This window comes from Streptomyces sp. NPDC051907 (genome assembly GCF_040681075.1).
Lineage (GTDB): Bacteria > Actinomycetota > Actinomycetes > Streptomycetales > Streptomycetaceae > Streptomyces.
The window spans coordinates 21,078-45,554 of record NZ_JBFAYB010000019.1 but is presented as its reverse complement, the minus strand read 5'-3'; the positions used below and the strand labels follow the sequence as shown (position 1 = coordinate 45,554).

Annotated in this window: 16 protein-coding genes; 4 read left to right on the top strand and 12 right to left on the bottom strand. The window is 70.7% G+C overall.

All coding sequences use genetic code 11. From position 1 onward, the window contains the following. Window position 1 precedes the first annotated feature (1 nt). Entirely contained in the window at window positions 2-397 is a 396-nt protein-coding gene (locus AB0M39_RS13765) for a helix-turn-helix domain-containing protein (RefSeq protein WP_365363629.1), read from the top strand. A gap of 93 nt (window positions 398-490) precedes the next feature. Here AB0M39_RS13765 and AB0M39_RS13760 read toward each other — a convergent pair whose 3' ends face one another. Both AB0M39_RS13760 and nrdR read right to left on the bottom strand, forming a co-directional pair. Further along, entirely contained in the window at window positions 491-3,376 is a 2,886-nt protein-coding gene (locus AB0M39_RS13760; protein WP_365363627.1) for a vitamin B12-dependent ribonucleotide reductase, read from the bottom strand. A gap of 172 nt (window positions 3,377-3,548) precedes the next feature. Continuing rightward, window positions 3,549-4,061, bottom strand: coding sequence for a transcriptional regulator NrdR (gene nrdR, locus AB0M39_RS13755; protein ID WP_365363625.1), 513 nt, complete (start codon window positions 4,059-4,061; stop codon window positions 3,549-3,551). A 756-nt stretch (window positions 4,062-4,817) separates the two neighbouring features. Between nrdR and lexA the strand changes: the two genes are divergently transcribed. Beyond that, entirely contained in the window at window positions 4,818-5,603 is a 786-nt protein-coding gene (lexA, locus tag AB0M39_RS13750; protein ID WP_365363623.1) for a transcriptional repressor LexA, read from the top strand. A 310-nt stretch (window positions 5,604-5,913) separates the two neighbouring features. Here lexA and AB0M39_RS13745 read toward each other — a convergent pair whose 3' ends face one another. The 5 genes from AB0M39_RS13745 to AB0M39_RS13725 all read right to left on the bottom strand — a co-directional run bounded on the left by AB0M39_RS13745 (window position 5,914) and on the right by AB0M39_RS13725 (window position 13,944). Further along, on the bottom strand, window positions 5,914-7,884 hold the full coding sequence (locus tag AB0M39_RS13745; protein WP_365363621.1) for an ATP-dependent DNA helicase: 1,971 nt from the start codon (window positions 7,882-7,884) through the stop codon (window positions 5,914-5,916). Between the two features lie 12 nt (window positions 7,885-7,896). Then, complete coding sequence (locus AB0M39_RS13740) at window positions 7,897-9,729, bottom strand: IucA/IucC family siderophore biosynthesis protein (RefSeq protein ID WP_365363709.1); 1,833 nt, start codon at window positions 9,727-9,729, stop codon at window positions 7,897-7,899. Window positions 9,730-9,863: 134 nt separating this feature from the next. Then, window positions 9,864-10,598, bottom strand: coding sequence for a GNAT family N-acetyltransferase (locus AB0M39_RS13735; RefSeq protein ID WP_365363619.1), 735 nt, complete (start codon window positions 10,596-10,598; stop codon window positions 9,864-9,866). 42 nt (window positions 10,599-10,640) lie between these two features. Beyond that, the gene (locus tag AB0M39_RS13730) at window positions 10,641-12,542 is read right to left on the bottom strand and encodes an IucA/IucC family protein (RefSeq protein ID WP_365363617.1); all 1,902 of its coding nucleotides are present in this window, start codon (window positions 12,540-12,542) and stop codon (window positions 10,641-10,643) included. Between the two features lie 25 nt (window positions 12,543-12,567). Continuing rightward, window positions 12,568-13,944: a diaminobutyrate--2-oxoglutarate transaminase family protein gene (locus AB0M39_RS13725; RefSeq protein WP_365363615.1), complete on the bottom strand. Its 1,377-nt coding sequence runs from the start codon at window positions 13,942-13,944 to the stop codon at window positions 12,568-12,570. Between the two features lie 317 nt (window positions 13,945-14,261). Here AB0M39_RS13725 and AB0M39_RS13720 point away from each other — a divergent pair, with 317 nt between their 5' ends. Together AB0M39_RS13720 and AB0M39_RS13715 are read left to right on the top strand one after the other, a co-directional pair. Next, window positions 14,262-15,437 carry a hypothetical protein gene (locus AB0M39_RS13720; RefSeq protein ID WP_365363612.1) on the top strand — a complete coding sequence of 392 codons (1,176 nt, stop codon included), beginning with the start codon at window positions 14,262-14,264 and terminating at the stop codon, window positions 15,435-15,437. Between the two features lie 362 nt (window positions 15,438-15,799). After that, window positions 15,800-16,972 (top strand): hypothetical protein, encoded by a 1,173-nt coding sequence (locus tag AB0M39_RS13715; RefSeq protein ID WP_365363609.1) that lies wholly within the window; start codon window positions 15,800-15,802, stop codon window positions 16,970-16,972. A gap of 211 nt (window positions 16,973-17,183) precedes the next feature. Here AB0M39_RS13715 and hflX read toward each other — a convergent pair whose 3' ends face one another. The 5 genes from hflX to AB0M39_RS13690 all read right to left on the bottom strand — a co-directional run bounded on the left by hflX (window position 17,184) and on the right by AB0M39_RS13690 (window position 24,373). Then, a complete protein-coding gene (gene hflX, locus AB0M39_RS13710) occupies window positions 17,184-18,674 on the bottom strand; it encodes a GTPase HflX (protein WP_365363606.1) in 1,491 nt (496 codons plus the stop codon). 272 nt (window positions 18,675-18,946) lie between these two features. Continuing rightward, window positions 18,947-20,443: a M1 family metallopeptidase gene (locus AB0M39_RS13705; protein WP_365363603.1), complete on the bottom strand. Its 1,497-nt coding sequence runs from the start codon at window positions 20,441-20,443 to the stop codon at window positions 18,947-18,949. Window positions 20,444-20,521: 78 nt separating this feature from the next. Then, on the bottom strand, window positions 20,522-22,600 hold the full coding sequence (locus tag AB0M39_RS13700; RefSeq protein ID WP_365363601.1) for an HD domain-containing protein: 2,079 nt from the start codon (window positions 22,598-22,600) through the stop codon (window positions 20,522-20,524). Between the two features lie 140 nt (window positions 22,601-22,740). Further along, window positions 22,741-23,667, bottom strand: a complete 927-nt coding sequence (gene dapF, locus AB0M39_RS13695; protein WP_365363599.1) for a diaminopimelate epimerase — start codon at window positions 23,665-23,667, stop codon at window positions 22,741-22,743. A 265-nt stretch (window positions 23,668-23,932) separates the two neighbouring features. After that, the gene (locus AB0M39_RS13690; RefSeq protein WP_365363707.1) at window positions 23,933-24,373 is read right to left on the bottom strand and encodes a hypothetical protein; all 441 of its coding nucleotides are present in this window, start codon (window positions 24,371-24,373) and stop codon (window positions 23,933-23,935) included. Window positions 24,374-24,477: the final 104 nt, after the last annotated feature.

The following is a 24,477-nucleotide window of genomic DNA, read 5'->3' as shown; positions in this document are numbered from 1 at the left end:
CATGAAGACCACTGTGGAATCGTCCGGGCTGCCGGCCGATGTCTACTCCGCGAAGTGCCCGACACGCCAGGTCCTCGACCACATCTCGGGCAAGTGGACCATTCTGGTCGTGGACGCCCTCCTGGAAGGCACCCTGCGGTACACCGACTTGAGTCGGCGCATCGAGGGCGTGTCGCAGAAGATGCTCACTCAGACGCTGCGCGGCCTCGAAGCCGACGGGTTCGTCGCCCGCACCGTGTATCCCACCATTCCGCCCCGGGTCGAGTACGACCTGACGGAGCTGGGCCGCAGCCTCGCTGGGCCGATCAGCGCGCTCCGCCAGTGGACGGAGACCCATATCAACGACATCGAGCGGGCCCGGGCCCGGGTCGCGTCGGAGGCTGGGAAAGCCCCCTGAGCAGTTGCCTCGAATGCAACCGACATAGCGGGAGCGGGGAGTCGGAGACTCCCCGCTCTGACCAGGCGATTCACGCCTGGTGGGCGCCTAGATTCAGCTGCAGCCGCTGGTCGAGCCGCAGCCCTCGCAGATGTAGCAGGAGCCTGCCCGCTGCATCTTCGTACCGCAGGAGAAGCACAGCGGGGCGTCCGCGCTGATGCCCAGCTGCATCTCGACGAGCTCCGCGGAGGTGTGCGCCTGCTTCGGGGCCGGGACCTCGGCCTTCGGGGCGGCGACGGCCTTCAGCGTCTCCTGGTGACGCGGGGCGGACTGGGCCAGGCCCTCGACGTCCATCTCCTCGTCCGTCGGCTCGTACGAACCGGTCTCCAGGTGACGCTGACGCTCCTCGGCCGAGTGGATGCCGAGCGCCGAGCGCGTCTCGAAGGGCAGGAAGTCCAGCGCCAGGCGGCGGAAGATGTAGTCGACGATCGACTGCGCCATCCGCACGTCCGGGTCGTCCGTCATGCCGGCCGGCTCGAAGCGCATGTTCGTGAACTTCGAGACGTACGTCTCCAGCGGCACGCCGTACTGCAGACCCACCGACACGGCGATGGAGAAGGCGTCCATCATGCCCGCGAGCGTGGAGCCCTGCTTCGACATCTTCAGGAAGACCTCGCCGAGACCGTCGTCCGGGTAGGAGTTGGCGGTCATGTAGCCCTCGGCGCCGCCCACCGTGAAGGAGGTGGTGATGCCGGGACGGCCCTTGGGGAGACGCTTGCGGACCGGGCGGTACTCGACGACCTTCTCGACCGCGGCCCGGATCGTCTCCTCGGCCTTCTCGGTGACCTCAGCCTTCTCCTGCTCCTTCTTCTTGGCGGAGAGGGGCTGGCCGACCTTGCAGTTGTCGCGGTAGATCGCGAGCGCCTTGACGCCCATCTTCCACGCCTCGAAGTAGACCTCTTCGACGTCCTCGACGGTGGCCGTCTCGGGGAGGTTCACGGTCTTGGAGAGCGCGCCGGAGATCCACGGCTGGATGGCCGCCATCATCCGGACGTGGCCCATGGCCGAGATGGAGCGCTCGCCCATAGCGCAGTCGAAGACCCCGTAGTGCTCGGTCTTCAGACCGGGCGCGTCGATCACATTGCCGTGGTCGGCGATGTGGGCGACGATCGCCTCGATCTGCTCCTCCAGGTAGCCCAGGCGGCGCAGGGCCTGCGGGACGGTGCCGTTGACGATCTGCATCGAGCCGCCGCCGACCAGCTTCTTGAACTTGACCAGGGCGAGGTCGGGCTCGAGGCCGGTGGTGTCGCAGGACATCGCGAGACCGATGGTTCCGGTGGGCGCGATGACCGACGCCTGGGCGTTGCGGAAACCGTTCTTCGCGCCGAGACGGAGCACGTCCTGCCAGGCCTCCGTGGCGGCGGCCCAGATCGGGCTGTCCAGGTCGTCCACGTGGACGGCCACGGCGTTGGCGTCGGAGTGCTGCTTCATGACGCGCTGGTGCGGCTCGGCGTTGCGGGCGTAGCCGTCATAGGCGCCGACGACCGCGGCCAGCTCGGCGGAGCGCTTGTACGAGGTGCCGGTCATCAGCGAGGTGATCGCGCCGGCGAGCGCGCGGCCGCCGTCGGAGTCGTACGCGTGGCCGGTCGCCATGAGCAGGGCGCCCAGGTTGGCGTAGCCGATGCCCAGCTGGCGGAAGGCGCGGGTGTTCTCGCCGATCTTCTTCGTCGGGAAGTCGGCGAAGCAGATCGAGATGTCCATCGCCGTGATGACCAGCTCGACGACCTTGGCGAAGCGCTCGACCTCGAAGGACTGATTGCCCAGACCGTCGTCCTTGAGGAACTTCATCAGGTTCAGCGAGGCCAGGTTGCACGAGGTGTTGTCCAGGTGCATGTACTCGCTGCAGGGGTTCGAGCCGTTGATACGACCGGACTCCGGGCAGGTGTGCCAGTGGTTGATCGTGTCGTCGTACTGGATGCCGGGGTCGGCACAGGCCCAGGCGGCCTCGGCCATCTTGCGGAAGAGCGACTTGGCGTCGACCTCCTCGATGACCTCTCCGGTCATCCGGGCGCGCAGGCCGAACTTCCCGCCGGACTCGACGGCCTTCATGAACTCGTCGTTCACGCGGACGGAGTTGTTGGCGTTCTGGTACTGGACGGACGTGATGTCGTCGCCGCCCAGGTCCATGTCGAAGCCCGCGTCGCGCAGCGCGCGGATCTTCTCCTCTTCCTTCACCTTGGTCTCGATGAAGCCCTCGATGTCGGGGTGGTCGACGTCGAGGATGACCATCTTGGCCGCGCGGCGCGTCGCGCCGCCCGACTTGATCGTTCCTGCGGAGGCGTCGGCGCCCCGCATGAAGGAGACCGGGCCGGAGGCGTTGCCGCCGGAGGAGAGCAGCTCCTTGGAGGAGCGGATGCGGGAGAGGTTCAGGCCGGCGCCGGAGCCGCCCTTGAAGATCATGCCCTCTTCCTTGTACCAGTCGAGGATCGACTCCATGGAGTCGTCGACGGCCAGGATGAAGCAGGCCGAGACCTGCTGCGGCTGGGGCGTGCCGACGTTGAACCACACCGGCGAGTTGAAGCTGAAGACCTGGTGCAGGAGGGCGTACGCCAGCTCGTGCTCGAAGATCTCGGCGTCGGCGGGCGAGGCGAAGTAGCCGTGCTCCTCGCCGGCCTTCCGGTACGTCTTCACGATCCGGTCGATCAGCTGCTTGAGACCGGTCTCGCGCTGCGGGGTGCCGACGGCCCCGCGGAAGTACTTGCTGGTGACGATGTTGACCGCGTTAACCGACCAGAAGTCGGGGAACTCGACGCCACGCTGCTCGAAGTTGACCGAGCCGTCGCGCCAGTTGGTCATGACGACGTCACGGCGCTCCCAGACCACCTCGTCGTACGGATGCACGCCGGGGGTCGTGTGGATTCGCTCGATACGCATGCCCTTGCTCGCCTTCGATCCCTTGGCTCGGGAACCTCGTGCCGGGCCGCTCGTCGTCTCGGTCATGCCGCCTCCCATACATGGGCAAAAACGCCCTGAAGTGCTCAGATCTTCCCGAGGCACAGTTCTGTGTCTGATGTCGTGCGCGCCGCGCAGCGCCCGCGACAGGTCTTGTCGCCGCTCTGTCGGCCGACGGCCGGCCCGCTCGCGCGGGACTGGGCCGCCCGGCCGGTGTCGCTCAGTCGGCGGCGGTGGCGGGCACCGGGACCTCGAGGGTCTCGCCGGCTCCGCGCTCTTGTGCAGGAGGCCGTTGCTCGCGGAGCTCCGCGATGGCGGCCTCGAAGTCTTCGAGTGAGTCGAACGCCCGGTACACGGACGCGAAGCGCAGGTAGGCGACGAGGTCGAGTTCCTGCAGGGGGCCGAGTATGGCCAGACCCACGTCGTGGGTGGTCAGCTCGGCGCTGCCGGTGGCGCGCACCGCCTCCTCGACCCGCTGGCCGAGCTGGGCGAGGGCGTCCTCGGTGACCGGTCGCCCCTGGCACGCCTTGCGCACACCGGTGATGACCTTGGTACGGCTGAAGGGCTCCGTCACGCCGCTGCGCTTGACCACCATCAGCGAGGCGGTCTCCACCGTCGTGAAGCGGCGGGAGCAGTCGGGGCACTGCCGGCGACGCCGGATCGACGTTCCGTCGTCGGTGGTGCGACTGTCGACGACACGGCTGTCGGGGTGCCTGCAGAAGGGGCAGTGCATTGGCTCCCAACCCTCCTTCACAGCACGACTGAATAGCCTCGATCGACTGGTCGAAGCCCTCCGAAGCAGCCCCAAGCATAGGCGATGGCCACGGGCTTGGCGGACCGGGGACCACAACTTGTGGGCGACACGCACAATCCAACCACTAGATCTGGGGTTGGGGGCACTTTGGCCGCGCAGCGCGTGTCGGGCGGGCCGGGCATGGAGACCGGGCGCGCACGGGCCGCGACGCCCCGTCGCCGGGGGGCCGCACCTCCGGCGCCGGTACTGGCGCGCGCCGGGCGGCGAGGCCGCGCGAAGCAGCCTCGCACAGCCGCCGCGGCGGCGCGGAACCGGCACGCGCAGGACGCCCGAAGGAGTCCTGCGGGGGTCCGGACCGCAGGGCCGGAGGGCCCCTGCGAGAGCCTGGCGGGGTGCGCGCCCGAGGGCGAACCCGCCCGCGGCAACGCCGACAGCCGGGCGGCCGGCAGCCGGGCGCGAGACCTCAGGGACGGGCACGAGGGTAGCGGGAGCGCGCGGCTCCACGGATTTCGGGCCGTCGGGTGCGAGACTGGGAACTACCCCGCCTCAGCGCGTCCCGGCGGTGAGGCTACCGTAATGGCCCGAATTGCCTTACGACTCGATCGTTCGCACATACACCCAGCCAGCTTTCACCGTCAGGCAATCTGCGATTTTTCACTCGAACGTGTGTTTGGCGCAACCTTTCGAAACCAACTACCGTTGTCCAGCTAGGGAGACCATTCGAGAGGGGCCGACGTGACCACCACCGCAGACAGTGCCACCATCACTGCCCAGGACCGCTCCCAGAACCGATTCGAGCCGGTGCATGCCATGAATGACGCAGCCACGACCCCGGAGGGGCCCAAGCCCACGCGTTCGCTGCCCGGCCGACCTCCAGGCATCCGGGCGGACAGCTCTGGACTCACGGATCGGCAGCGGCGCGTCATCGAGGTGATCCGTGACTCCGTGCAGCGGCGGGGATACCCGCCGTCGATGCGCGAGATCGGCCAGGCGGTCGGACTTTCCAGCACCTCCTCCGTCGCACACCAGCTGATGGCGCTGGAGCGGAAGGGCTTCCTGCGCAGGGACCCGCACCGCCCCCGGGCGTATGAAGTACGCGGCTCCGACCAGCCCAGCAACCAGCCGACCGACACGACCGGCAAGCCCGCCGCGTCGTATGTACCGCTGGTCGGCCGGATCGCGGCCGGCGGTCCGATCCTCGCCGAGGAGTCGGTCGAGGACGTGTTCCCGCTCCCCCGCCAGCTCGTCGGCGACGGAGAGCTGTTCGTGCTGAAGGTCGTCGGAGACTCGATGATCGAGGCAGCCATCTGCGATGGGGACTGGGTGACCGTGCGCCGCCAGCCGGTCGCGGAGAACGGCGACATCGTGGCCGCGATGCTGGACGGCGAGGCCACGGTCAAGCGTTTCAAGCGGGAGAACGGGCACGTCTGGCTGCTCCCGCACAACGCTGCGTACCAGCCCATTCCCGGCGACGAGGCGACCATCCTCGGCAAGGTGGTGGCGGTGCTGCGGCGGGTGTGACACACCCGCCGGCTCTGACCGGGCCCCGGGACCCACTGCGCCGGTCCCGGGGCCCTGTTGTGCTCGGGCCCGGCCCTGCTCCAGCGGGCCGCTCGTTTCTCCGGGCGATCCCTCACCGGCTCGGCCACCACTGCACGCCGATCGGACAGGACCGCACGGCAACACCCGCTCGGGCGCGGCGGCAGGGTGGGACCTGCGGACCGCTGAGTGCGTTCCGCCCGCTCCCCTTCTTTCTTTCTGACCTGCCGGATCTTCCCGACCTTCCGGACTTGCTGACCTGCCGGACGCGACGGCTACCGCACCCTGACGGCTACTTCCCGTCCGCCTTGGCCACAGCGTCGATCGCGGCCAGCGAGCGACGCACCTGATTGCGGTCCGTCGTGTACCAGAAGTCGGGCAGCGAGGCCTTCAGATAGCTGCCGTACCGCGCATTGGCCAACCGAGGATCCAATACGGCGACGACGCCCCGATCCCCCGTGGCCCGGACCAGACGGCCCGCGCCCTGCGCCATCAGCAATGCCGCGTGCGTCGCGGCGACGGACATGAACCCATTGCCGCCGGCCTCCTCCACCGCCTTCTGGCGAGCGCTCATCAGCGGATCGTCAGGTCGCGGGAAGGGAATGCGGTCCATGACCACCAGCTGGCAGCTGGGCCCCGGCACGTCCACTCCCTGCCAGAGGGAGAGCGTGCCGAACAGACAGGTCTCCGGGTCCCCCGCGAACGTCTTGATCAGCTCGCCGAGGGTCTCCTCGCCCTGGAGCAGGATGGGATGGTCGAGCCTGCCGCGCAGTTCCTCGGCGGCCGCCTGGGCGGCTCGCATCGAGGAGAAGAGGCCGAGCGTGCGACCGCCGGCCGCCTCCACCAGCTCGGCGAGCTCGTCCATCATGTCGCCGCGGGACCCCTCGCGGCCCGGCGTCGCCAGATGGCGGGCGACATAGAGGATGCCCTGCTTCGGATAGTCGAACGGCGAGCCGACGTCGAGCCCCTTCCACGGGGGAACGTCCTCTCCCTCCGTCCCCTCAGGGGAGAGGCCGAGCGACGCGCCGACGCCGTTGAAGTCGCCGCCCAGCTTGAGGGTGGCAGAGGTGAGCACCACCGAGCGCTCGGTGAAGAGCTTCTCGCGCAGCAGGCCCTTCACGGAGAGCGGAGCCACCCGCAGGGACGCGCCGAAGCGATCATGCCGCTCGTACCAGACGACGTCGTACTCCGAGCCCTGGACGACCCGCTCGGCGACGTCATGGATGTTCTCGACGGCGGCGAGGGCCTGCTTGCGCACGGCGTTCTCGTCCTGGACCGATTTGTCGCTGGTTGAGCCGAGGGCCGAGATGACCGTGCGCGCCGCGTCCCGCAGTGCCATCAGGGCGTACGAGAGATCCTCGGGGATCTCCTCGAGACGGCCGGGGAGCGCGAGCTCCATCAGCCGCTCGAACGTCTCGGCCGCGGTCTGGAGAGCGTCGGCGGCCTTCTCGTTCACCAGCTTGGCGGCCCGGCGCACCGCGCGGTTGACCTGCCCGGGGGTGAGCTCGCCGGTGGCGACGCCGGTCACCCGGGAGACGAGCTCATGCGCCTCGTCCACGATCAGCACTTCGTGCTGCGGGAGCACCGGGGCGCCCTCGATCGCGTCGATCGCGAGCAGCGCGTGGTTGGTGACGACGACATCGGCGAGCTTGGCGCGCTCACGGGCGGCCTCGGCGAAGCACTCCGCGCCGTACGCGCACTTCGACGCGCCCAGGCACTCCCGGGAGGAGACGGAGATCTGTCCCCACGCCCGGTCGGAGACGCCGGGCGTCAGGTCGTCGCGGTCCCCGGTCTCGGTCTCGTCGGACCAGTCGCGCATCCGCAGCAGATCCTGACCGAGCTTGCTGGTCGGCGCGGCGGCCTCGAACTGGTCGAAGAGTCCGTCTTCCTCTTCCTGCGGAACACCCTCGTGCAGGCGGTGCAGACAGAGGTAGTTCGACCGTCCCTTGAGCATGGCGAACTCGGGGCGGCGGCGCAGCAGCGGATGCAGCGCCTCGACCGTCCGCGGGAGATCGCGCTCCACGAGCTGGCGCTGGAGCGCCAGGGTGGCCGTGGCCACGACGACGCGCTCCCCGTGCGCCAGCGCGGGCACCAGATAGCCGAGGGACTTTCCGGTGCCGGTGCCGGCCTGGACGAGGAGATGGGAATTGTCGTCGACGGCTTCGGCGACGGCCTCGGCCATAGTGACCTGGCCTGGCCGCTCCACACCGCCTACGGCGGTCACGGCGGCGTGAAGGAGCTCGGGGAGGGATGGCTTCGTCATAGCGCGTCCACCCTACGGGGCGGCACTGACAACGCGATCACAGATGGGCTCATCCGGAGGGCTCAGGGAGCTCATCGGGTTGGCGACGCTGCCGTGGACGGCGGCGTGGGGGCGCTCGGGGCGGTCGCGGTAGCCATCGAGGTGGAGCCGGTTGCGGTTGAGGCAGAGGCGCTCGATCCGCGGTGTGAGCAGGTCGAACATCTCATAGCGGTCCTTGAGCTCCGGGAAGCGGGCCTGGTGGCGCAGGATCTCCGCCCGTACGAGCGTGAAGAACCGGTCCTCCGGCACGCCCAGCTGCACTTCGCACAGCGGCGCGAGGAAGCGGAAGACGCCGACGAAGAGCCCGGCGTGGATGAACTGCGTGAGGAAGGCCGGCTCCTCGGTGAGCAGGATCCTGCGTACGTCGTCGGGCATCGCGTCGTGCTCCGGCAGCGGCTGGGCGCTGACGTTCACGTCGTCGACGAAGTCCTTGATCGCGAGACGGACCGGTACGTCCTGGTCGTCGAAGACGACGATGGCGTTCTCGCCGTGGGGCGAGAAGACGGTTCCATAGCGGTAGAGGAAGTGCAGCAGCGGAGGCAGCAGAGCCGCGAAGAGCCGCTGGAGCCAGACGGCGGGCGCGAGCCCCGAGCGGGTCACCAGCTCCGCGGTGAAGGCGCGGCCGTGCGGGTCGGTGTGCAGAAGCGACGCGAGGGTCCGGGCGCGCTCGCCGGGAGCGAGACGAGGCTCCAGCGGCTCGCGCCAGATCGCGCCGAGGAGCTCTTTGTACTGGTAGGGCGCCTCGGGAAGACGGTCGTAGAGGGGGTGCTCGACGGTGACGGAGGCGACCTCGCCGAGGAGGATCACACCGCATTCCTCCCGTAGGAAGGGGTCTGCGTCGCGCAGTCCGTGCACCCAGGAGGTAACGGCCGGCGCGGCGAGCGTCCGCTCGGTGGGCAGCCCGCGCCAGACCAGGGTGTTGAGGATGGACAGCGGCAGCTTGACCGTGTGCCGATCGGCGCGGTCGACGTTCACGAACGTGCGGATGGACTGCTGGGGCAGCCGCAGGTCGCCGTCGGTGGGGAGCGGGACGATGTCGCCGTGCGCGATGGCCGGGGCGAAGAGGGGAAGCAGCACTTCGTCCCACTGCCAGGGGTGCACGGGCAGGAACAGGTACCGGCCCGGGTCGAGGCCTTTGGCGCGCAGCGCCGCGTCGAAGGACTCGCGTACCGCGGCGTCCAGTTCGCGCGCGTACAGGTCTTCGGGGCCGGCGAGTCCGGGGACCCCGCGGTAGGCGGCGAGGTCGGTGCTGACCGCGATCCATGGGAGGCGTGCGGCGCGCCGGGCCTCGGGCGCCCAGTGTGCCGTGTCGGCCGCGGAGAAGCCGATGCGGCCTTTGTTGAGGACGAGCCAGGGGTGACCTGTCTGATGGCCTTCGAGATCGGCGTAGCCGAGTTCGGCGAGTTCGGCGGCGGTGACCGCGGTGTCGTCCAGCCCGGTGTCGGAGACGAGGGTGACGGTGAGCTCGCGCAGGAGGTGACCGAGCGTCGCGCCGTCGAGCTCGAGGAGGCGGCGGGCTCGGACGAGGAAGGAGAGCGGGTCGGTGAAGGGCTCGCTCTGATAGGTGATCGTCTCGGGGTCGACGCGCCAGCTGCCGTACGCGCCGCGCTTGGCCTCGAAGGAGAGGCTGTCGGCGTCGTCGAGCGCGAGGGTGTAGCGGCCGGGGGGCCGTAAGGCGGCGGCGGATTCGGGTGCCGGCCCGGATGCCGGGAAGGGGACCGGCTCGATGATCCCTTCGTAGGCGAACTCGCCGATCATCTTGGCGAGGAGGCGGCTCGCCGCCCGGTCCCAGTTGTCCGTGTTCAGCCCCCGCGGGGTGAAGGGGACCGCCGGCGGCTGCGCGGAGTCAGCGGAGTCGTGGGATACGGGGGCTTTCGGCACGGGGACTCCTCGAGTGGAACCGATGCGGGTCGAGCGGTGTATGTAAGACAGCGGGTCGTTCACAGGAGATTGCGAAGCGCGCGGTCGCGGACCATGAGGGCGGCTTGTTTGTCAGGGAGCTCGACCTCCGCCGAGAAGCGGAAGCCGGCGCTCAGGAAGGCGGACACAGAGGGGGTGTTGCGGAGAGCGGGTTCCGCGACGACGCGTGCGCAGCGAGGCCGATGGTCGAGGACGAGGTCGGCGACGGCTCTGAGCAGGGTCGAGCCCAGACGCCGACCGCGGTCGGCGACGCCCCCGATGAGGAGGTGGATGCCGGTGTCATGGGGGCGGGCGGGGTAGTGCCTGGCCAGGGGGTCGAGATCGGCTCGGTAGATCTCGAAGTAGCTCATGGGGACTCCGCCGAGCACGCCCAGACAGGGGACGCTGCGGCCGTCTCCGTCGAGCTGGGCGCGCAGATGGGCGGCGGTGACGGACTCGGGTCCCGCCAGTTCCCAGAAGGCGGCGACGGCGGGGTCGTTCATCCAGCGGCTGATCAGCGGAAGGTCGCGTTCGATGCGTACGGGGACGAGCTGAAGGGCCCCGGCGGAGGTGTCGGCCGGACCCCATTCGGCGGGGGTGTCCAGCAGATCGCCTGCGCCGTCGTCCGCCGGCCGTGGTGGGCCCGTCAGGTCGTCCTGTGGGAACAGCGCGAGGAGCTCGTCGGGAAGCCGCAGGTCCAAGGTGTCCTCGGGTCCCCCGTCGAGCTGGGGGGTGAGTCCGGCGCCGATGTCGGTGCTGGCATCCGTGGGAGGCATGGTGGCGCTCTCCTCTCGCTGTTCTGTCGGGTCTGTGTTCCTTCAGGAACGAAGGGGGTTGGTGACGGTGACGTAGACGGACTGGGTGTCGACCGGGCCGACGAGCTCGTCGAGGCCGCAGAGGCGGGTCAGGAGGTTGGCCTTGGTCCGCAGCGTGGCGGCGTCGAGGAGGTGCGCGGGCAGGGGCGAGCCGATGCTGGTCGCGGCTGTCAGGAACTGGCGGAAGGCGGCGATGAGTACGCGCTCGTCGGCGAGCCGCTGGGCTCCGAAGGCGCCGATCAGCCCGAGGACGTTGTTGATGCCGAGGTAGTAGGCGAAGCGCTCGTCGGTGACGTCGTCGGAGACGAAGGTGTCGCTGCGGGAGCCGATGCCGGGAAGGCGGTGCTCGAGCTCGGCGCGCCGGGACTCGCGGAAGTAGTAGCCCTGGTTGTCGCGGTAGCGGCCGCCGACGGGCCAGCCGGCGGGGTCGAGAATGACCAGCGTGTTCTGCTGGTGGGCTTCGAGGGCGACCCCGGCGTTGGCGTCCAGCCAGAGCACCGGGCGTACGACGTGGTCGAGGTAGCGCAGAAACCACTCGGCGGCGACGGCGCCGATGGGGCGGCCCGTGCGCGCGGCGAGCCGGTCCACGATGTCGGCGAGGCGCGAGTGCATTCCTGGGCGACCCGGCAGGGGGCGGGGCGCGGTCAGCCCCGCGATGCAGACAGCGTCGTCCCCGAGTCCGAAGGGGTTGTGGCGGATCATGACGTCGAGGCCGCCCACGGGCTCGCCGTCGGCGGTGTCCACGGCCAGCCAGGCCGGGTCCCGCACGATGTCGAAGCCGGGGTGGGCCGCCTGCCACTGCTTGGCGAGGCCGGTGCGCAGCAGCCGGTGGACCTCGACGCCGCGGTGGAGTTCCTTGCGGAGGTTCTCACGACGGGAGTTGGTGATGCGTACGCCGAGAGACAGCTTGAGCATGGCCGGCGCACCGGGAAGGTGCACGGTGCGGACGGAGGAGGTGGGGTGCCAGGGATCGCCGGAGGGGCCGAGGTCGTGCAGGAGGCCTGCGTCGACAAGCGCGGCGACGGCTGGGCGATGCTTCAGGTCGCGGGCCTGCCAGGGGTGCAGCGGCAGCGGAACGGTGCCGTCGGGGAGCTGGACGTCCCCGAGGATCCGGGTGGCGAGCTGCTCGGCCGGGACGGTGCGGCCGTGTTCGGTCCAGGCGGAGTCGCTCGCGAGGACGGAGCGGTCGACGGCCATCCAGTGCAGCGGGAAGGAGCCGTACAGCTCTGGCGAGTAGAGCCGGATCTCGGCGTCCGAGAGCCCTTCGCGGCTCTTGGGCGTGGGGTGCATCGGGTGGCCGAGCAGGAGTGACTGCTCGGCGGTGAGGAAGAGGTCGGCCTCGGGCACCGCCGCGGGGCGCTCCCGGCGGTCGGCGATGAAGTCGGCGGTGCGCCGGACGGAGTCGGCGACGCGGGCGACCAGGTCTACGCCTTCGCTCTGGCCGGCTTCCCGGCCGAGCAGCGCGGCGACGGTGACGGCGTCGGCGCCGGACGCGTCCCGCAGCGCTCCTTCCAGGGAGGGCTGGCCGAAGCGGTGCCAGCCGGCGGGCGACCAGTAGCGGACGGGGACCAGGAGCGCGGTGCCGCTGGCGTGCAGCGGGATGCGCAGGGTGGCGCCGTCGGGCCTGGCGAGGTTGTTCTCCCGTACCCAGCAGCGGAGCAGGTTCTCGGCGGCCGCCCCGTCCGCCGCGCGGCAGGGGTCCGGGTGGTCGAGATGCTCGGTCGCTCGGGCGGCGGCCGGGGTGGTCAGCAGGGGGGTGGCGTGCTCGCCGGGGCCGGCCGTCTGCTGGCGGGGGACGGTGGCCGTCTCGGCCGTGAGGGGGACGCGCGTGCCTGCCCCTCCTCGGTGGTGGGCGGCAGGGCGGCCGTCGGCCTCGGGGACATCGGGGGCGGGGGTGGAGTTCACGGGGCTTCCTTGTGATGTTCCGGGGTCAGTACGACTGCCCGTTGTCAGTGCGGCGTTGCGTGGAGCGTCCGGCGCAGGCCAGAGCGTCGGCGAAGCGGTCGAGGACGGCCACGGCCTGTTCGTCGGTGAGAGTGAGAGGGGGAAGCAGCCGTACGACGCCGGAGTGGCGTCCGCCGAGTTCGACGATGAGCCCGCGGTTGAGGCATTCCTGCTGAACGGCTGCGGCGAAGGCGGGTGCGGGCGGCGGGACGAGGGCGTCGGGGGCGGTGGCGTCCGGGTCGACGAGCTCGACGCCGATCATGAGCCCGCGGCCGCGGACGTCGCCGATCCGCGGGTCTGCCGCGGCCAGGCCCTGGAGTTGGCCCAGCATGCGGGCGCCGAGGGTGGCCGCCCGGTCGGCGAGCCGGTTCTCCCGTACGTACGCCAAGGTGGCGGCGCCCGCCGCCATGGCGAGCTGGTTGCCGCGGAAGGTGCCGGCGTGGGCGCCGGGCTGCCAGGCGTCGAGCTCGGACCGGTAGACGATCACTGCCAGCGGAAGGGAGCCGCCGATGGCTTTGGAGAGGACCATGACGTCGGGCACGACGCCGCTGTGCTCGACGGCCCAGAAGGTGCCGGTCCGGCCGACGCCCGTCTGGACCTCGTCGGCGATCAGCGGGATGGAGCGGGCGGCGGTGATCTCACGCATCCTGCGCAGCCAGTCGTCGGGCGCCGGGATCACGCCGCCCTCGCCCTGGACCGGTTCCAGGATCATTCCGGCGGGTTGGGGGACCCCGCTCTTGGGGTCGTCGAGGAGGCTCTCGGTCCAGCGCGCGGAGAGTTCGGCGCCGCGTTCGCCGCCGATGCCGAAGGGGCAGCGGTAGTCGTGTGGGAAGGGCAGCCGGGTCACGCGTACGTCGGTGGCGCCGCCGGAGGCGTCGAGCGCGCCGGCCGTCATCCCGTGGTACGCGCCGGTGAAGGCGAGCAGCCCCCGGCGACCGGTGGCCGTGCGGACCAGTTTGAGGGCCGCCTCCACCGCGTCCGTGCCGGCGGGACCGCAGAACTGGATGCGCGCGTCGTCGGCGAGCTGCGGCGGGAGCGTGGCGAACAGCTCGGTGGTGAAGGCGTCTTTGACCGGGGTGGCGAGGTCGAGGATGTGCAGCGGTGCGCCCGAGTCGATGACCTTCTTGATGGCCTCGAGGACCACGGGGTGGTTGTGCCCCAGGGCCAGGGTCCCGGCGCCGGAGAGGCAGTCGAGGTAGCGCCGGCCGTCGGCGCCCTCGATCGTCAGACCCCGCGCCCGTACGGGGACGATGGGGAGCGAGCGGGCATAGGTGCGGGCTGCCGACTCGCGCAGCGACTGTCTGCGCAGGATTCCCTCGTGTGCGACGGACAGCGCCGCCGCAGCAGGTTCGGTCACGGCCACGGCTGTTGGTCCTCCCGCTGTAACAGTTGCGTTGCACATCGGTACGGGCCTCGCGCGCCGTGGACCGGCGCCGAACGCTGACCGCTGTGTCCCCCGTACGTACCAACGACGCTGCGGGCCGTGGATCACGGGCAGCAGGAAGATCCTTGCGGCGATCGGAACCGCGGACCTGCTGCACGCCGTCCCCATCGGCACCGGCATAGTGGGGGGCTGCACTTCAGCCCCAGCGACACGGCCGGGATGCACAACGAGCAAGTGCAGTGCGAAGTGTTCCGAAGAGTTCTGAAAAGTTCTGAAGTCCCAGGGGGATACGAGAGATGCGACCCATTCGCCCGACGCTGGCAGCGGCTTCCATCGCCGCAGTGCTCGCGCTGGCTGCCACCGCCTGCGGTCCGAGCGAAGACAACGCGGGCGACAAGCCGACCGCGCCTGCCAGCCAGCCCGCCGACAACAAGATCACTATCCCGGACGATCTCAAGGACCGCCTCAAGGAGCGCGGGATCGACCTGGACAAGTGGAGGAACGGCGAGTGGAAGAACTGGGACAAGGACAAGTGGCTCCGCGAGGCCAAGGACTTCGTCAACCCGATCATCGAGGACCTGTGGGACCCCGACCGGATGCGCGACGCCCAGAAGCCGCCGAAGAAGCCGGTCGACAATGACATCTCGGGCGACAAGGGTGTCACCGACCCGACGCCCGCGCCGGTCAACGCGCAGGCTGTGAAGGCTCCGTACCACTCCAGCGCCGCCGAGGCCGGCAAGGTGTTCTTCGACGGACCGCAGGGCTCGATGGTCTGCTCCGCGACCGTGGTGAAGGACCCGGCCAACCCCGGCAAGTCCAACATGGTGTGGACCGCGGGCCACTGCGTGCACGCGGGCAAGGAGGGCGGCTGGTACCGCAACATCGCCTTCGTGCCGTCGTACAACAACAGCGCGCTGTCCATCCCTGAGCTGGAGAAGGCGCCCAGGGAGAAGGTCGCTCCGTACGGCGTGTGGTGGGGCGACTGGGCCCAGACCTCGGAGCAGTGGATCTCTCAGGGCGCCGCGACCGGCGGCCTGGGCGCTCCCTTCGACTTCGCGGTGATCCACGTCACCCCGGAGAAGGGCAGCACCGGCAAGTCCCTGGAGGAGACGGTCGGTTCGGCGCTTCCGGTGGACTTCAACGCCCCGGCCGTGCCGAAGATCGACCGCATGACGGCGACCGGCTACCCGGCGGCCCCGCCCTACGACGGCCAGAAGATGTTCCAGTGCGGCGACAAGCCGGGCCGTCTGTCGCTCACCGCCAACGACCCGACGATGTACCGCATCGGCTGCACCATGACCGGCGGCTCCTCCGGCGGCGGCTGGGTGGCGCAGGGCCAGGACGGCAAGCCCGCGCTGGTCTCCAACACCTCCATCGGCCCGGTCACGGCCGGCTGGCTGGCCGGCCCGCGTCTGGGCAAGGAGGCCGAAGGCGTCTACAACGCCGTCAGCAAGAAGTTCGCCGGCCGCTAGCGGTCTCTGCGCGCCGCTCGGACGGCGGCGCGCAGCCGCCTGTGCGACGCGCCCCGACGCGATGCGCGTCGGCGAGCAGCGGCAGGCAGTACGAACAGCGGTAACCAGCCGCGCCCCAGCGCGCGGCGACGAGCAGAAAGACAGGGGCCTCCGGCCACTCGGCGGGGGCCCCTGTCGCTTCCTCGTGGAGACTCCGTGCAGGTGAAGGCCATTTCACCGGCGCCCCTCCATGCCCGTCATAGGGTGGTGAAGCAGCAGGAGCGGCCGCGGAAGGCCGCCCTGCGGCATGACACGTACATGGCAAATCTGGTCATGCCGTAATTCTGAGAAGCACTCAAAAGCACTCCAGGGGGAACTGTTTCATGCGATCCATACGTCCGTTGCTGGCCGCCACCGGCATCGCCGCGGCGCTCGCGCTGACGGCGACCGCCTGCGGCCCGAGCGACGACAAGGCCGACGCCGCCTCCTCTTCCAGCCCCGCCGCCGACGGCGGGGACAAGGACGCGGGCCTGCCCGCGGACCTGGCCGACAAGCTCAAGGAGCACGGTGTCGACCCGGACAAGTGGAAGAACGGCGAGTGGAAGAACTGGGACAAGGACAAGTGGCTCCGTGAGGCCAAGGACTTCGTCAACCCGGTGATCGAGGGGCTGTGGAAGCCCGAGCGGATGACGACGGCCAAGGCCCCGACGAAGACGCTCGCCGCCGGCGACGTCTCCGGCGACCAGGACGTCACCGACCCGGAGCCCCGTCCGGTGAAGGCCGTGCCGGAGACCAAGCCGTACCACAAGAACGCGGCCCCGGTCGGAAAGGTCTTCTTCGACTCCCCCGAGGGCTCGATGGTCTGCTCCGCCACCGTCGTCAAGGACCCGAAGAACCCCGGCAAGTCCAACCTCGTGTGGACCGCCGGCCACTGCGTCCACGCGGGCAAGGCGGGCGGCTGGTACCGCAACATCGCCTTCGTCCCCGCGTACAACGACAAGGGCCAGTCCCCGGCGGCGCTGCAGAAGGCGCAGCCCCAGGAGGTCGCTCCGTACGGCGTCTACTGGGCCGACTGGGTCTCGACGTCCGGCGGTTGGATCACCGAGGGCGGTCCGACCGGCGGCGCCGGCGCGGCGTACGACTACGCCGTGATGCACGTGAAGCCGGAGAACGGCGGCAAGTCCCTCGAGGAGACCGTGGGCGTCGCCCTCGACGTGGAGTTCAACGCCCCCGAGGCGAAGGCCGTCAAGGCGATGGGCGCGTGGGGCTACCCGGCCGCGCCGCCGTACGACGGCGCGCTGATGCACAAGTGCGTCGACCGCCCGGGTCGGCTGTCGATCGCTCCCGGCACTCCGACGATGTGGCGCATCGGCTGCACCATGACCGGCGGCTCCTCCGGCGGCGGCTGGTTCGCTGAGCAGCCGAACGGCAAGCTGGCGCTGGTCTCCAACACCTCCATCGGCCCGGTCACCTCGGGCTGGCTGGCCGGTCCGCGCCTGGACGCGGGCGCGCGGCAGCTCTACACCTCGATGAGCGACAAGTTCGCGGGCCAGTGAGGCGCGTCGCACGCGCACCACGACGGGCCATGACGCCCATCATGGTCTGAGCAGGACGACGGCCCCGCAGCCGATCACGCCGCGGGGCCGCCGAGTCGCCCGGTCGGCGACGACGACGTGCGGCATCCCCTGCGGCTGCCGCAGAAGACCGGAAGGCCCGCCCCCCTCCTGACGAGGGGTGCGGGCCTTCCGCTTGTTCGCGTGCGGACGGTCAGGGCGCGACCGGCACATAGGGAGCCAGCGCCGAGGCGAGCTCCTCGTGCACCCGCGCATTGAGCAGGGTGCCCTCCGTGGTGTGCTCCTCGGAGATCACCTCGCCCTCGGCGTGCACCCGGGAGACCAGACCGCCCTGGGTGTACGGCACGAGCACCTCGATCTCGACCTGCGGCCGCGGCAGCTCGTCGTCGATCAAGCTGAGCAGCTCGTCCATGCCCTGGCCGGTCCGCGCCGACACCGCGATGGCGTGCCGCTCGATCCGCAGCAGCCGCTGCAGCACGAGCGGATCGGCCGCGTCCGCCTTGTTGATCACCACGATCTCGGGCACGTCGAGCGCGCCCACATCGCGGATCACCTCGCGCACGGCGGCCAGCTGCTCCTCCGGCGCCGGGTGCGAGCCGTCCACGACGTGCAGGATCAGGTCGGAGTCTCCGACCTCCTCCATCGTGGAGCGGAACGCCTCGACGAGGTGGTGCGGCAGATGCCGTACGAACCCGACGGTGTCGGCGAGGGTGTAGAGCCGACCGCTGGGCGTCTCGGCCCGTCGGACGGTCGGGTCCAGGGTGGCGAACAGCGCGTTCTCCACCAGGACGCCGGCGCCCGTGAGGCGGTTGAGCAGCGAGGACTTTCCGGCGTTGGTGTATCCGGCGATGGCGACGGAGGGCACCTTGTTGCGCCGGCGCTCCTGCCGCTTGATCTCGCGGCCGGTCTTCATCTCCGCGATCTCCCGGCGCATCTTCGCCATCTTCTCGCGGATCCGTCGCCGGTCCGTCTCGATCTTCGTCTCACCGGGACCGCGTGTGGCCATGCCGCCACCGCCGCCGCCGCCCATCTGCCGGGACAGCGACTGGCCCCAGCCGCGCAGCCTCGGCAGCATGTACTGCATCTGCGCGAGGGCGACCTGCGCCTTGCCCTCTCGGGACTTGGCGTGCTGGGCGAAGATGTCGAGGATCAGGGCGGTCCGGTCGACCACCTTGACCTTGACGACGTCCTCGAGGTGAATCAGCTGGCCGGGGCTGAGCTCACCGTCGCAGACGACGGTGTCGGCTCCGGTCTCGAGCACGATGTCGCGCAGCTCCATGGCCTTGCCCGAGCCGATGTACGTGGCCGGGTCGGGCTTGTCACGGCGCTGGATCACGCCGTCGAGCACGAGGGCGCCCGCCGTCTCGGCGAGGGCGGCCAGCTCCGCGAGGGAGTTCTCCGCGTCCTGCACCGTGCCCGAGGTCCATACGCCGACCAGCACCACGCGCTCCAGGCGCAGCTGCCGGTACTCGACCTCGGTGACGTCCTCGAGCTCGGTGGAGAGGCCCGCCACACGCCGCAGCGCGGCGCGCTCGGAGCGGTCCAGCTGATCGCCGTCCCGATCTCCGTCGATCTCGTGGCTCCAGGCGACGTCCTCTTCCATCAGGGCATCGGCCCGAAGGCTCTCGTTGCGCTTCTGCGCGGAGCTCTGCTCGTCCTGGGAAGGGGATGAAGAGGAGGTCATTGGATCCTTTACGTCGATGGGAAACTCGATGGACAGGTGGCCGGACCGGAATCCGGCCAGTATCCGTTACGTCAGTCACAACGCGTGACGGTCCCGGATGATTCCCGAGAGGAATTCTCGGAGGTACCCCGGGCGGGATTCCTGGGAGAGGCTCCCGCGGGGTGCGGACCCGGCCGCGTCGCCGACCTGTCGATGGTCCCACGGCCCCGTCGGGCCCGTCACCCCGGTTTCTGCGGGGCGCACCCGGGTCCCGGCGGGCCGTGGAGCCGGTCTCAGCGGGTCCTCGGCGCGGTGTCGCGGGCGGAGGCGGCCTTCTTGGGGGCGGTGCTGCGCCAGTCGGGATGCCCCGGCATGGGCGGTGTCTTCGTCCCGTACAGCCATGCCTGGAAGAACGCCGAGAGGTCGCGCCCCGCGAGGCGTGAGGCGAGCCCGGTGAAGTCGGCGGTGCTCGCCGTCCCGTGCTCGTGCTCCCTCACCCATTCCCGCTCCAGCCGCTCGAAGACGTCCTTCCCGATCTCCTCCCGCAGCGCGTAGAGCACCAGCGCGCTGCCGTCGTACACCACGGGCCTAAAGAGGCTGATCTTCTGTCCGGGCAGCGGCGGCTTGGGGGCGGCCGGCGGTCCGCCCGCAGCCCGCCACCGGTCGGAGTTCGTGTACGCGGCGCGCATCCGCTGCTCCATGGGCTTGTCCGACTTCTCCTCGGCGTACAGCGCCTCGTACCAGGTGGCGTGCCCTTCGTTCAGCCAGAGGTCGGACCAGCCGAGGGGCGAGACGCTGTTGCCGAACCAGTGGTGGGCCAGCTCGTGCACCATGATCGAGTCGACGGCCCACTCCGGGTAGGCGGCGGTCGTGAACAGGGAGCGCTCGAAGAGGGAGAGCGTCTGGGTCTCCAGCTCGAAGCCGGTGTCCGCGTCGGCGACGAGGACGCCGTACGTCTCGAACGGATAGCGGCCGACCTTCGCCTCCATCCACTCCAGATGGCTCGGCGTCTTCTTCAGCCAGCGCTCCATAGCGGTGCGGTCCGCGGTGGGGACGACGTCGCGGACGGGCAGTCCGTGCGGCCCCTCCCGGGTGACGACCGCCGAGCGGCCGATCGAGACCTGGGCGAGCTCGGCGGCCATGGGGTGGCTCGTGCGGTACGCCCAGGTGGTGGTCGTCGCGCCGGCGGTCTTCGCCACCCGCGTCCCGTTGGCGACGACGGTCAGCGCCTTGGGAGCGGTGACGCGGAAGGTGAAGTACGCCTTGTCGGCGGGGTGGTCGTTGGAGGGGAAGACGCGGTGGGCCGCGTCGGCCTGGTTCGCCATGGCGAGGCCGTCTCGCGTCTGCACCCAGCCGCCCGCGTCCTTGGGGCCCCTCGGATCGCTGGTGTGCGTGACGGTGATCAGCATCCGTGAGCCGCGCTGGACCGCGACGACCGGCTCGATGACCAGGTCCTCCCCGGCGCTGGCGAACTCGGCGGGCAGTCCGTTCACCTCGACCGTGCGGACGGCGCCGTGGGTGAAGTCGAGGTTGACGCGGTCGAGCTTCTGGGTCGCCCAGGCGTCGATCTTGGTGACGGCGTCCAGCGGCTTGCTGTTGCTGCCGCTATAGGTGAACGCGACGTCGTACGAGACGACGTCGTAGCCGGGATTGCCCAGGTGGGGGAAGAGCGGGTCGCCGATGCCGAGCGGCTGGGGCGAGGGGAGCGCAGCGGCGACGAGAGCAGCCGAGGCGGCGGCCAGCACAGCGGCGCGCAGGCGGCGCCGAGAGGAGAGCCGAGAGGAGAGCATGGCCTACCGCTATCAGCGCGCCCTGCCTTGATCGCGACGGCGCGCGCCGCTCCCACTCGAACGGGGGCCGCGAGGGGGTCAACCGGTCGCCGTCGGATGCTGAGTGCGGGTGACGTCGTACACGCCCGGCACATCGCGCATGGCGCGCATCAGAGCGGGAAGACCCGCGGCGTCGGGGAGTTGAAGGGTGTACGTATGCCGTACGCGCTGCTCGCTGGGCGGCTCGACGGTGGCCGAGACGATCGCGGCGCCCTCGGTGGCGATGGCCTCCGTGAGGTCGGCGAGCAGCCGCGGCCGTCCGAAGGACTCGGCGATCAGGGTGACCCGGCACTCGGCGGCGTCGCCCCAGCTCACCGGGATGGGCGCGCGGTCCAGGGACTTCATCCGGGCCACCGCCGGACACTCCTCGCGGTGGACCGTGACGGCGCCGCCGCGGACCGCGAAGCCGACGACGGCGTCGGGCGGCACCGGGGTGCAGCAGCCGGCCATGCGGACGGTCGCGTCGGGAAGGTCGACGACGGCGTTCACGGCGGCGGGCCGCTCAGCGGCGACGGGTGCGGGGCGGCGGGGCGCGGCGTCGGGGGCCGTCGCCCCCTCCGGATGCGCCTGGAGCCAGCTCGCGATGGCGATGCGGGCGGCGGGCGTGCGGGCGTGGTCGAGCCAGTCCGGCGAGGGGCCGGACGCGGCGTCCTGGGCGAGCAGGATGTGCACGGTGTCCCCGTCGCTGAGGACGGTGCTCAGCGTCGCCAGACGGCCGTTGACGCGTGCGCCGATGCAGCTATGGGCCTCTTCGCCGTACTGGGCGTACGCGGCGTCCACACAGCTCGCGCCGGCCGGCAGGCCCAGCGCGCGGCCGTCGGCCCGGAAGACGGTGATCTCGCGGTCCTGTGCCAGGTCGGCGCGCAGGGAGGTCCAGAAGGTGTCGGGGTCGGGCGTGGCCTGCTGCCACTGGAGGAGCCGGGAGAGCCAGCCGGGCCGGGTGGGGTCGGCTCGCTCGCCGTCGACCGGCTCGGCGCCTTCGACGGGTACGTACGGATTGCCGAGGGCGATCACCCCGGCCTCGGCGACCTTGTGCATCTGGTGGGTGCGGATGAGGACTTCGGCGACCGCGCCGTCCGGCCCGGCGACGGCCGTGTGCAGCGACTGGTACAGGTTGAACTTGGGGGCGGCGATGAAGTCCTTGAACTCGGAGATCACCGGGGTGAAGCAGGTGTGCAGCTCGCCGAGCACGCCATAGCAGTCGGCGTCCTCCCCGACGAGCACCAGAAGCCGTCCGAAGTCCGTGCCGCGCAGCTCGCCGCGCTTGAGCCGGGCGCGGTGCACGGAGACGAAGTGCCTGGGTCTGATGAGCACTTCGGCCGCGATGTCGGCGTCCTTGAGGACTGCTCTGAAGTCCTCGGCGATGGCCGCGAGGGAGTCGCAGGCGGTGGCGTTGTCGGCGATGAGCGCGCGGGTGCGCTCGTACTCCTCCGGGTGCAGGATCGCGAAGACGAGGTCCTCGAGCTCGGTCTTGAGCGCCTGCACGCCGAGCCGTTCGGCGAGCGGGATGAGGACGTCCCGGGTGACCTTGGCGATCCGCGCCTGTTTCTCGGGGCGCATCACCCCGAGGGTGCGCATGTTGTGCAGCCGGTCGGCGAGTTTGATCGACATCACGCGTACGTCGTTGCCGGTGGCGACGAGCATCTTGCGGAAGGTCTCCGGCTCGGCGGCCGCGCCGTAGTCGACCTTCTCCAGCTTGGTGACCCCGTCGACCAGGTAGCAGACCTCGGCGTCGAACTCGGACCGCACCTGATCCAGCGTCACCTCCGTGTCCTCCACCGTGTCGTGGAGGAGGGAGGCGGTCAATGTCGTGGTCTCCGCGCCCAGTTCGGCCAGGATCAGCGTCACGGCCAGCGGATGCGTGATGTACGGCTCGCCGCTCTTGCGGAACTGCCCCCGGTGCGAGGTCTCCGCCAGGACGTACGCCTTGTGCAGGATGGCCAGGTCGGCGTCGGGGTGATGGGCGCGGTGCGCCTCGGCGACGTGCCCGATGGCGTCGGGCAGCCGGTCCCGGCCGGTGGGTCCGAGGAGCGCGGCGCGGCCCAGCCTGCGGAGGTCGATCCGGGGAAGGCCGCGCCTGCGGCTGTGGGCACCAGGGTTGGTGGCCTCTGTGCTCATGGGGCACCTCCGGCAGCTACGACCGGCGGTGGGAAGCTCAGGCGTGGCCTCCGGGCCGGTGCTTGATGCTACCGAGCCCACCACGTGGTCCAGTCCGGCTCTCGCTCAGCGTGAACCGGATCACCCATTCGAGCGAAGCTCTATACGATCGCGGTTTCGGTCCGTGCGAAGAACACGGGATCGATGTGCCCTTCCGCCACGATCACGGCCGGCCCGGTCATCTCGACCTCGCCGTCCGGGTGCTCGGTGATCACCAGCCGCCCGCCGGGCAGATCCACGGTGTACGCGACGGGGACGCCGGTCGCCGAGGGGTCCAGGCCGTCCCTGCGCGCGGTGGCGACGGCGACGGCGCACGCGCCCGTGCCGCACGAGCGGGTCTCGCCGGAGCCGCGCTCGTGCACGCGCATGGCGACATGGCGTTCGCCGCGGTCGACGACGAACTCGACGTTCACGCCCTGGGGGTAGACCGAGGCCGGGCTGAAGGGCGGCACGGACAGCAGGTCGCCGGCGTGGTCCAGGTCCTCGACGAAGGCGACCGCGTGCGGATTGCCCATGTTCACGTTCCGGGCGGGCCAGCTGCGGCCGCCGAGGGTGACCGTGACGCCGTCCTCGGGGAGCCGGGCGCGGCCCATGGAGACCGTGACGTCGCCGGCGCCGCCGGAGGCGGACTTGGAGAGGTGGGCCTTCTTGACGCCGCCCCGGGTGGCCACCGCCAGGTCTCCGGCCTCGACGAGGCCGGCGCGCTCGAGGTAGCGGGCGAAGACGCGTACGCCGTTGCCGCACATCTCGGCGACCGAGCCGTCGGCGTTGCGGTAGTCCATGAACCACTCGGCCTCGTCCGCCATGGCGCGACCGTCGGGGTGCGCGGCCGAGCGCACGACGTGCAGCAGACCGTCGCCGCCGATCCCGGCCCGGCGGTCGCAGAGGCGGGCGACGACGGCGGCCGGCAGGTCGACGGCGTTGTCCGGGTCGGGAACGATCACGAAGTCGTTCTCGGTGCCGTGGCCCTTGAGGAAGGCGATCGGCTCGGGCGCGGGCGAGGGCTGCGAGGTGTTCACGCCGTCCATCGTACGAGGGGGGTGCGACAGTCACGCAGGACGCAGGTACGCAGATGGTCGGGGGCGGGTGGGGGAGGTCACGCGTGCTGCCGCTGGCTTCTGCCGTCGCGCATCGGGGGCGGGCGCGGGCTGGTCCGCCGGGACCGTGGTCTGCCTGAACGGATCGTGGCCCGGCTCAACGGGCCGCGGTCCGACTCAACGGATCATGGTCCGGCTCGATGGGCCGTGGCCCGGCTCAGACGGACCGTATTTCATTTCGCGGCTGCGGGGTGGTTCAGCGGAGGCGGGCGACGCGCCAGATGGCGAGCGCGACGAGGGCCGTGCCCACGCCGACGTACAGGGCGATGACGCGCCAGTCGGGGCGCTCCCCCGAGCCGCGCTGCGGCAGGCCGGGCCAGGTGTGGCCGACCCGGCGGGCGGCCATCACGCCCCAGCCGGCGGCGCAGCAGCTGATCAGCAGTCCCAGCATGGCGACCACCGCGCCGCCGTCGCCGGTGCCGAAGGCCAGCGGGAAGGCGAACATCAGGGAGCCGACCGCGGCGAGCATCACGATGGGGGCGAGCTGCCAGATCCGCAGCCGGCGCTGAGGGCGCAGCTCGACCTCGACCTCGTCCGCTGTCATGTCCTGGTCGTCAGGACCGTCCGGACTCAGACGGGACGCGCTGTCCGCTGCGTCCCGTTGTTCCTGCTCTCTGTCGCGAGGGCCGGCCTCCATCGCCACGCGCCCTCCCAACTCGGACTCCACTGGTCGATCGATGCTCGATGATGGCACGCTCCCGGGCGCCGAAATGACGGGCAGAGCGTCCCGATGCAATCACG

Coding starts and splice junctions, on each gene's coding strand:
- AB0M39_RS13765 (WP_365363629.1), top strand. CDS start 2: ATGAAGACCACTGTGGAATCGTCCGGGCTGCCGGCCGATGTCTACTCC.
- AB0M39_RS13760 (WP_365363627.1), bottom strand. CDS start 3,376: ATGACCGAGACGACGAGCGGCCCGGCACGAGGTTCCCGAGCCAAGGGA.
- nrdR (WP_365363625.1), bottom strand. CDS start 4,061: ATGCACTGCCCCTTCTGCAGGCACCCCGACAGCCGTGTCGTCGACAGT.
- AB0M39_RS13745 (WP_365363621.1), bottom strand. CDS start 7,884: ATGACGAAGCCATCCCTCCCCGAGCTCCTTCACGCCGCCGTGACCGCC.
- AB0M39_RS13735 (WP_365363619.1), bottom strand. CDS start 10,598: ATGCCTCCCACGGATGCCAGCACCGACATCGGCGCCGGACTCACCCCC.
- AB0M39_RS13720 (WP_365363612.1), top strand. CDS start 14,262: ATGCGACCCATTCGCCCGACGCTGGCAGCGGCTTCCATCGCCGCAGTG.
- AB0M39_RS13715 (WP_365363609.1), top strand. CDS start 15,800: ATGCGATCCATACGTCCGTTGCTGGCCGCCACCGGCATCGCCGCGGCG.
- hflX (WP_365363606.1), bottom strand. CDS start 18,674: ATGACCTCCTCTTCATCCCCTTCCCAGGACGAGCAGAGCTCCGCGCAG.
- AB0M39_RS13705 (WP_365363603.1), bottom strand. CDS start 20,443: ATGCTCTCCTCTCGGCTCTCCTCTCGGCGCCGCCTGCGCGCCGCTGTG.
- AB0M39_RS13700 (WP_365363601.1), bottom strand. CDS start 22,600: ATGAGCACAGAGGCCACCAACCCTGGTGCCCACAGCCGCAGGCGCGGC.
- dapF (WP_365363599.1), bottom strand. CDS start 23,667: ATGGACGGCGTGAACACCTCGCAGCCCTCGCCCGCGCCCGAGCCGATC.
- AB0M39_RS13690 (WP_365363707.1), bottom strand. CDS start 24,373: ATGGAGGCCGGCCCTCGCGACAGAGAGCAGGAACAACGGGACGCAGCG.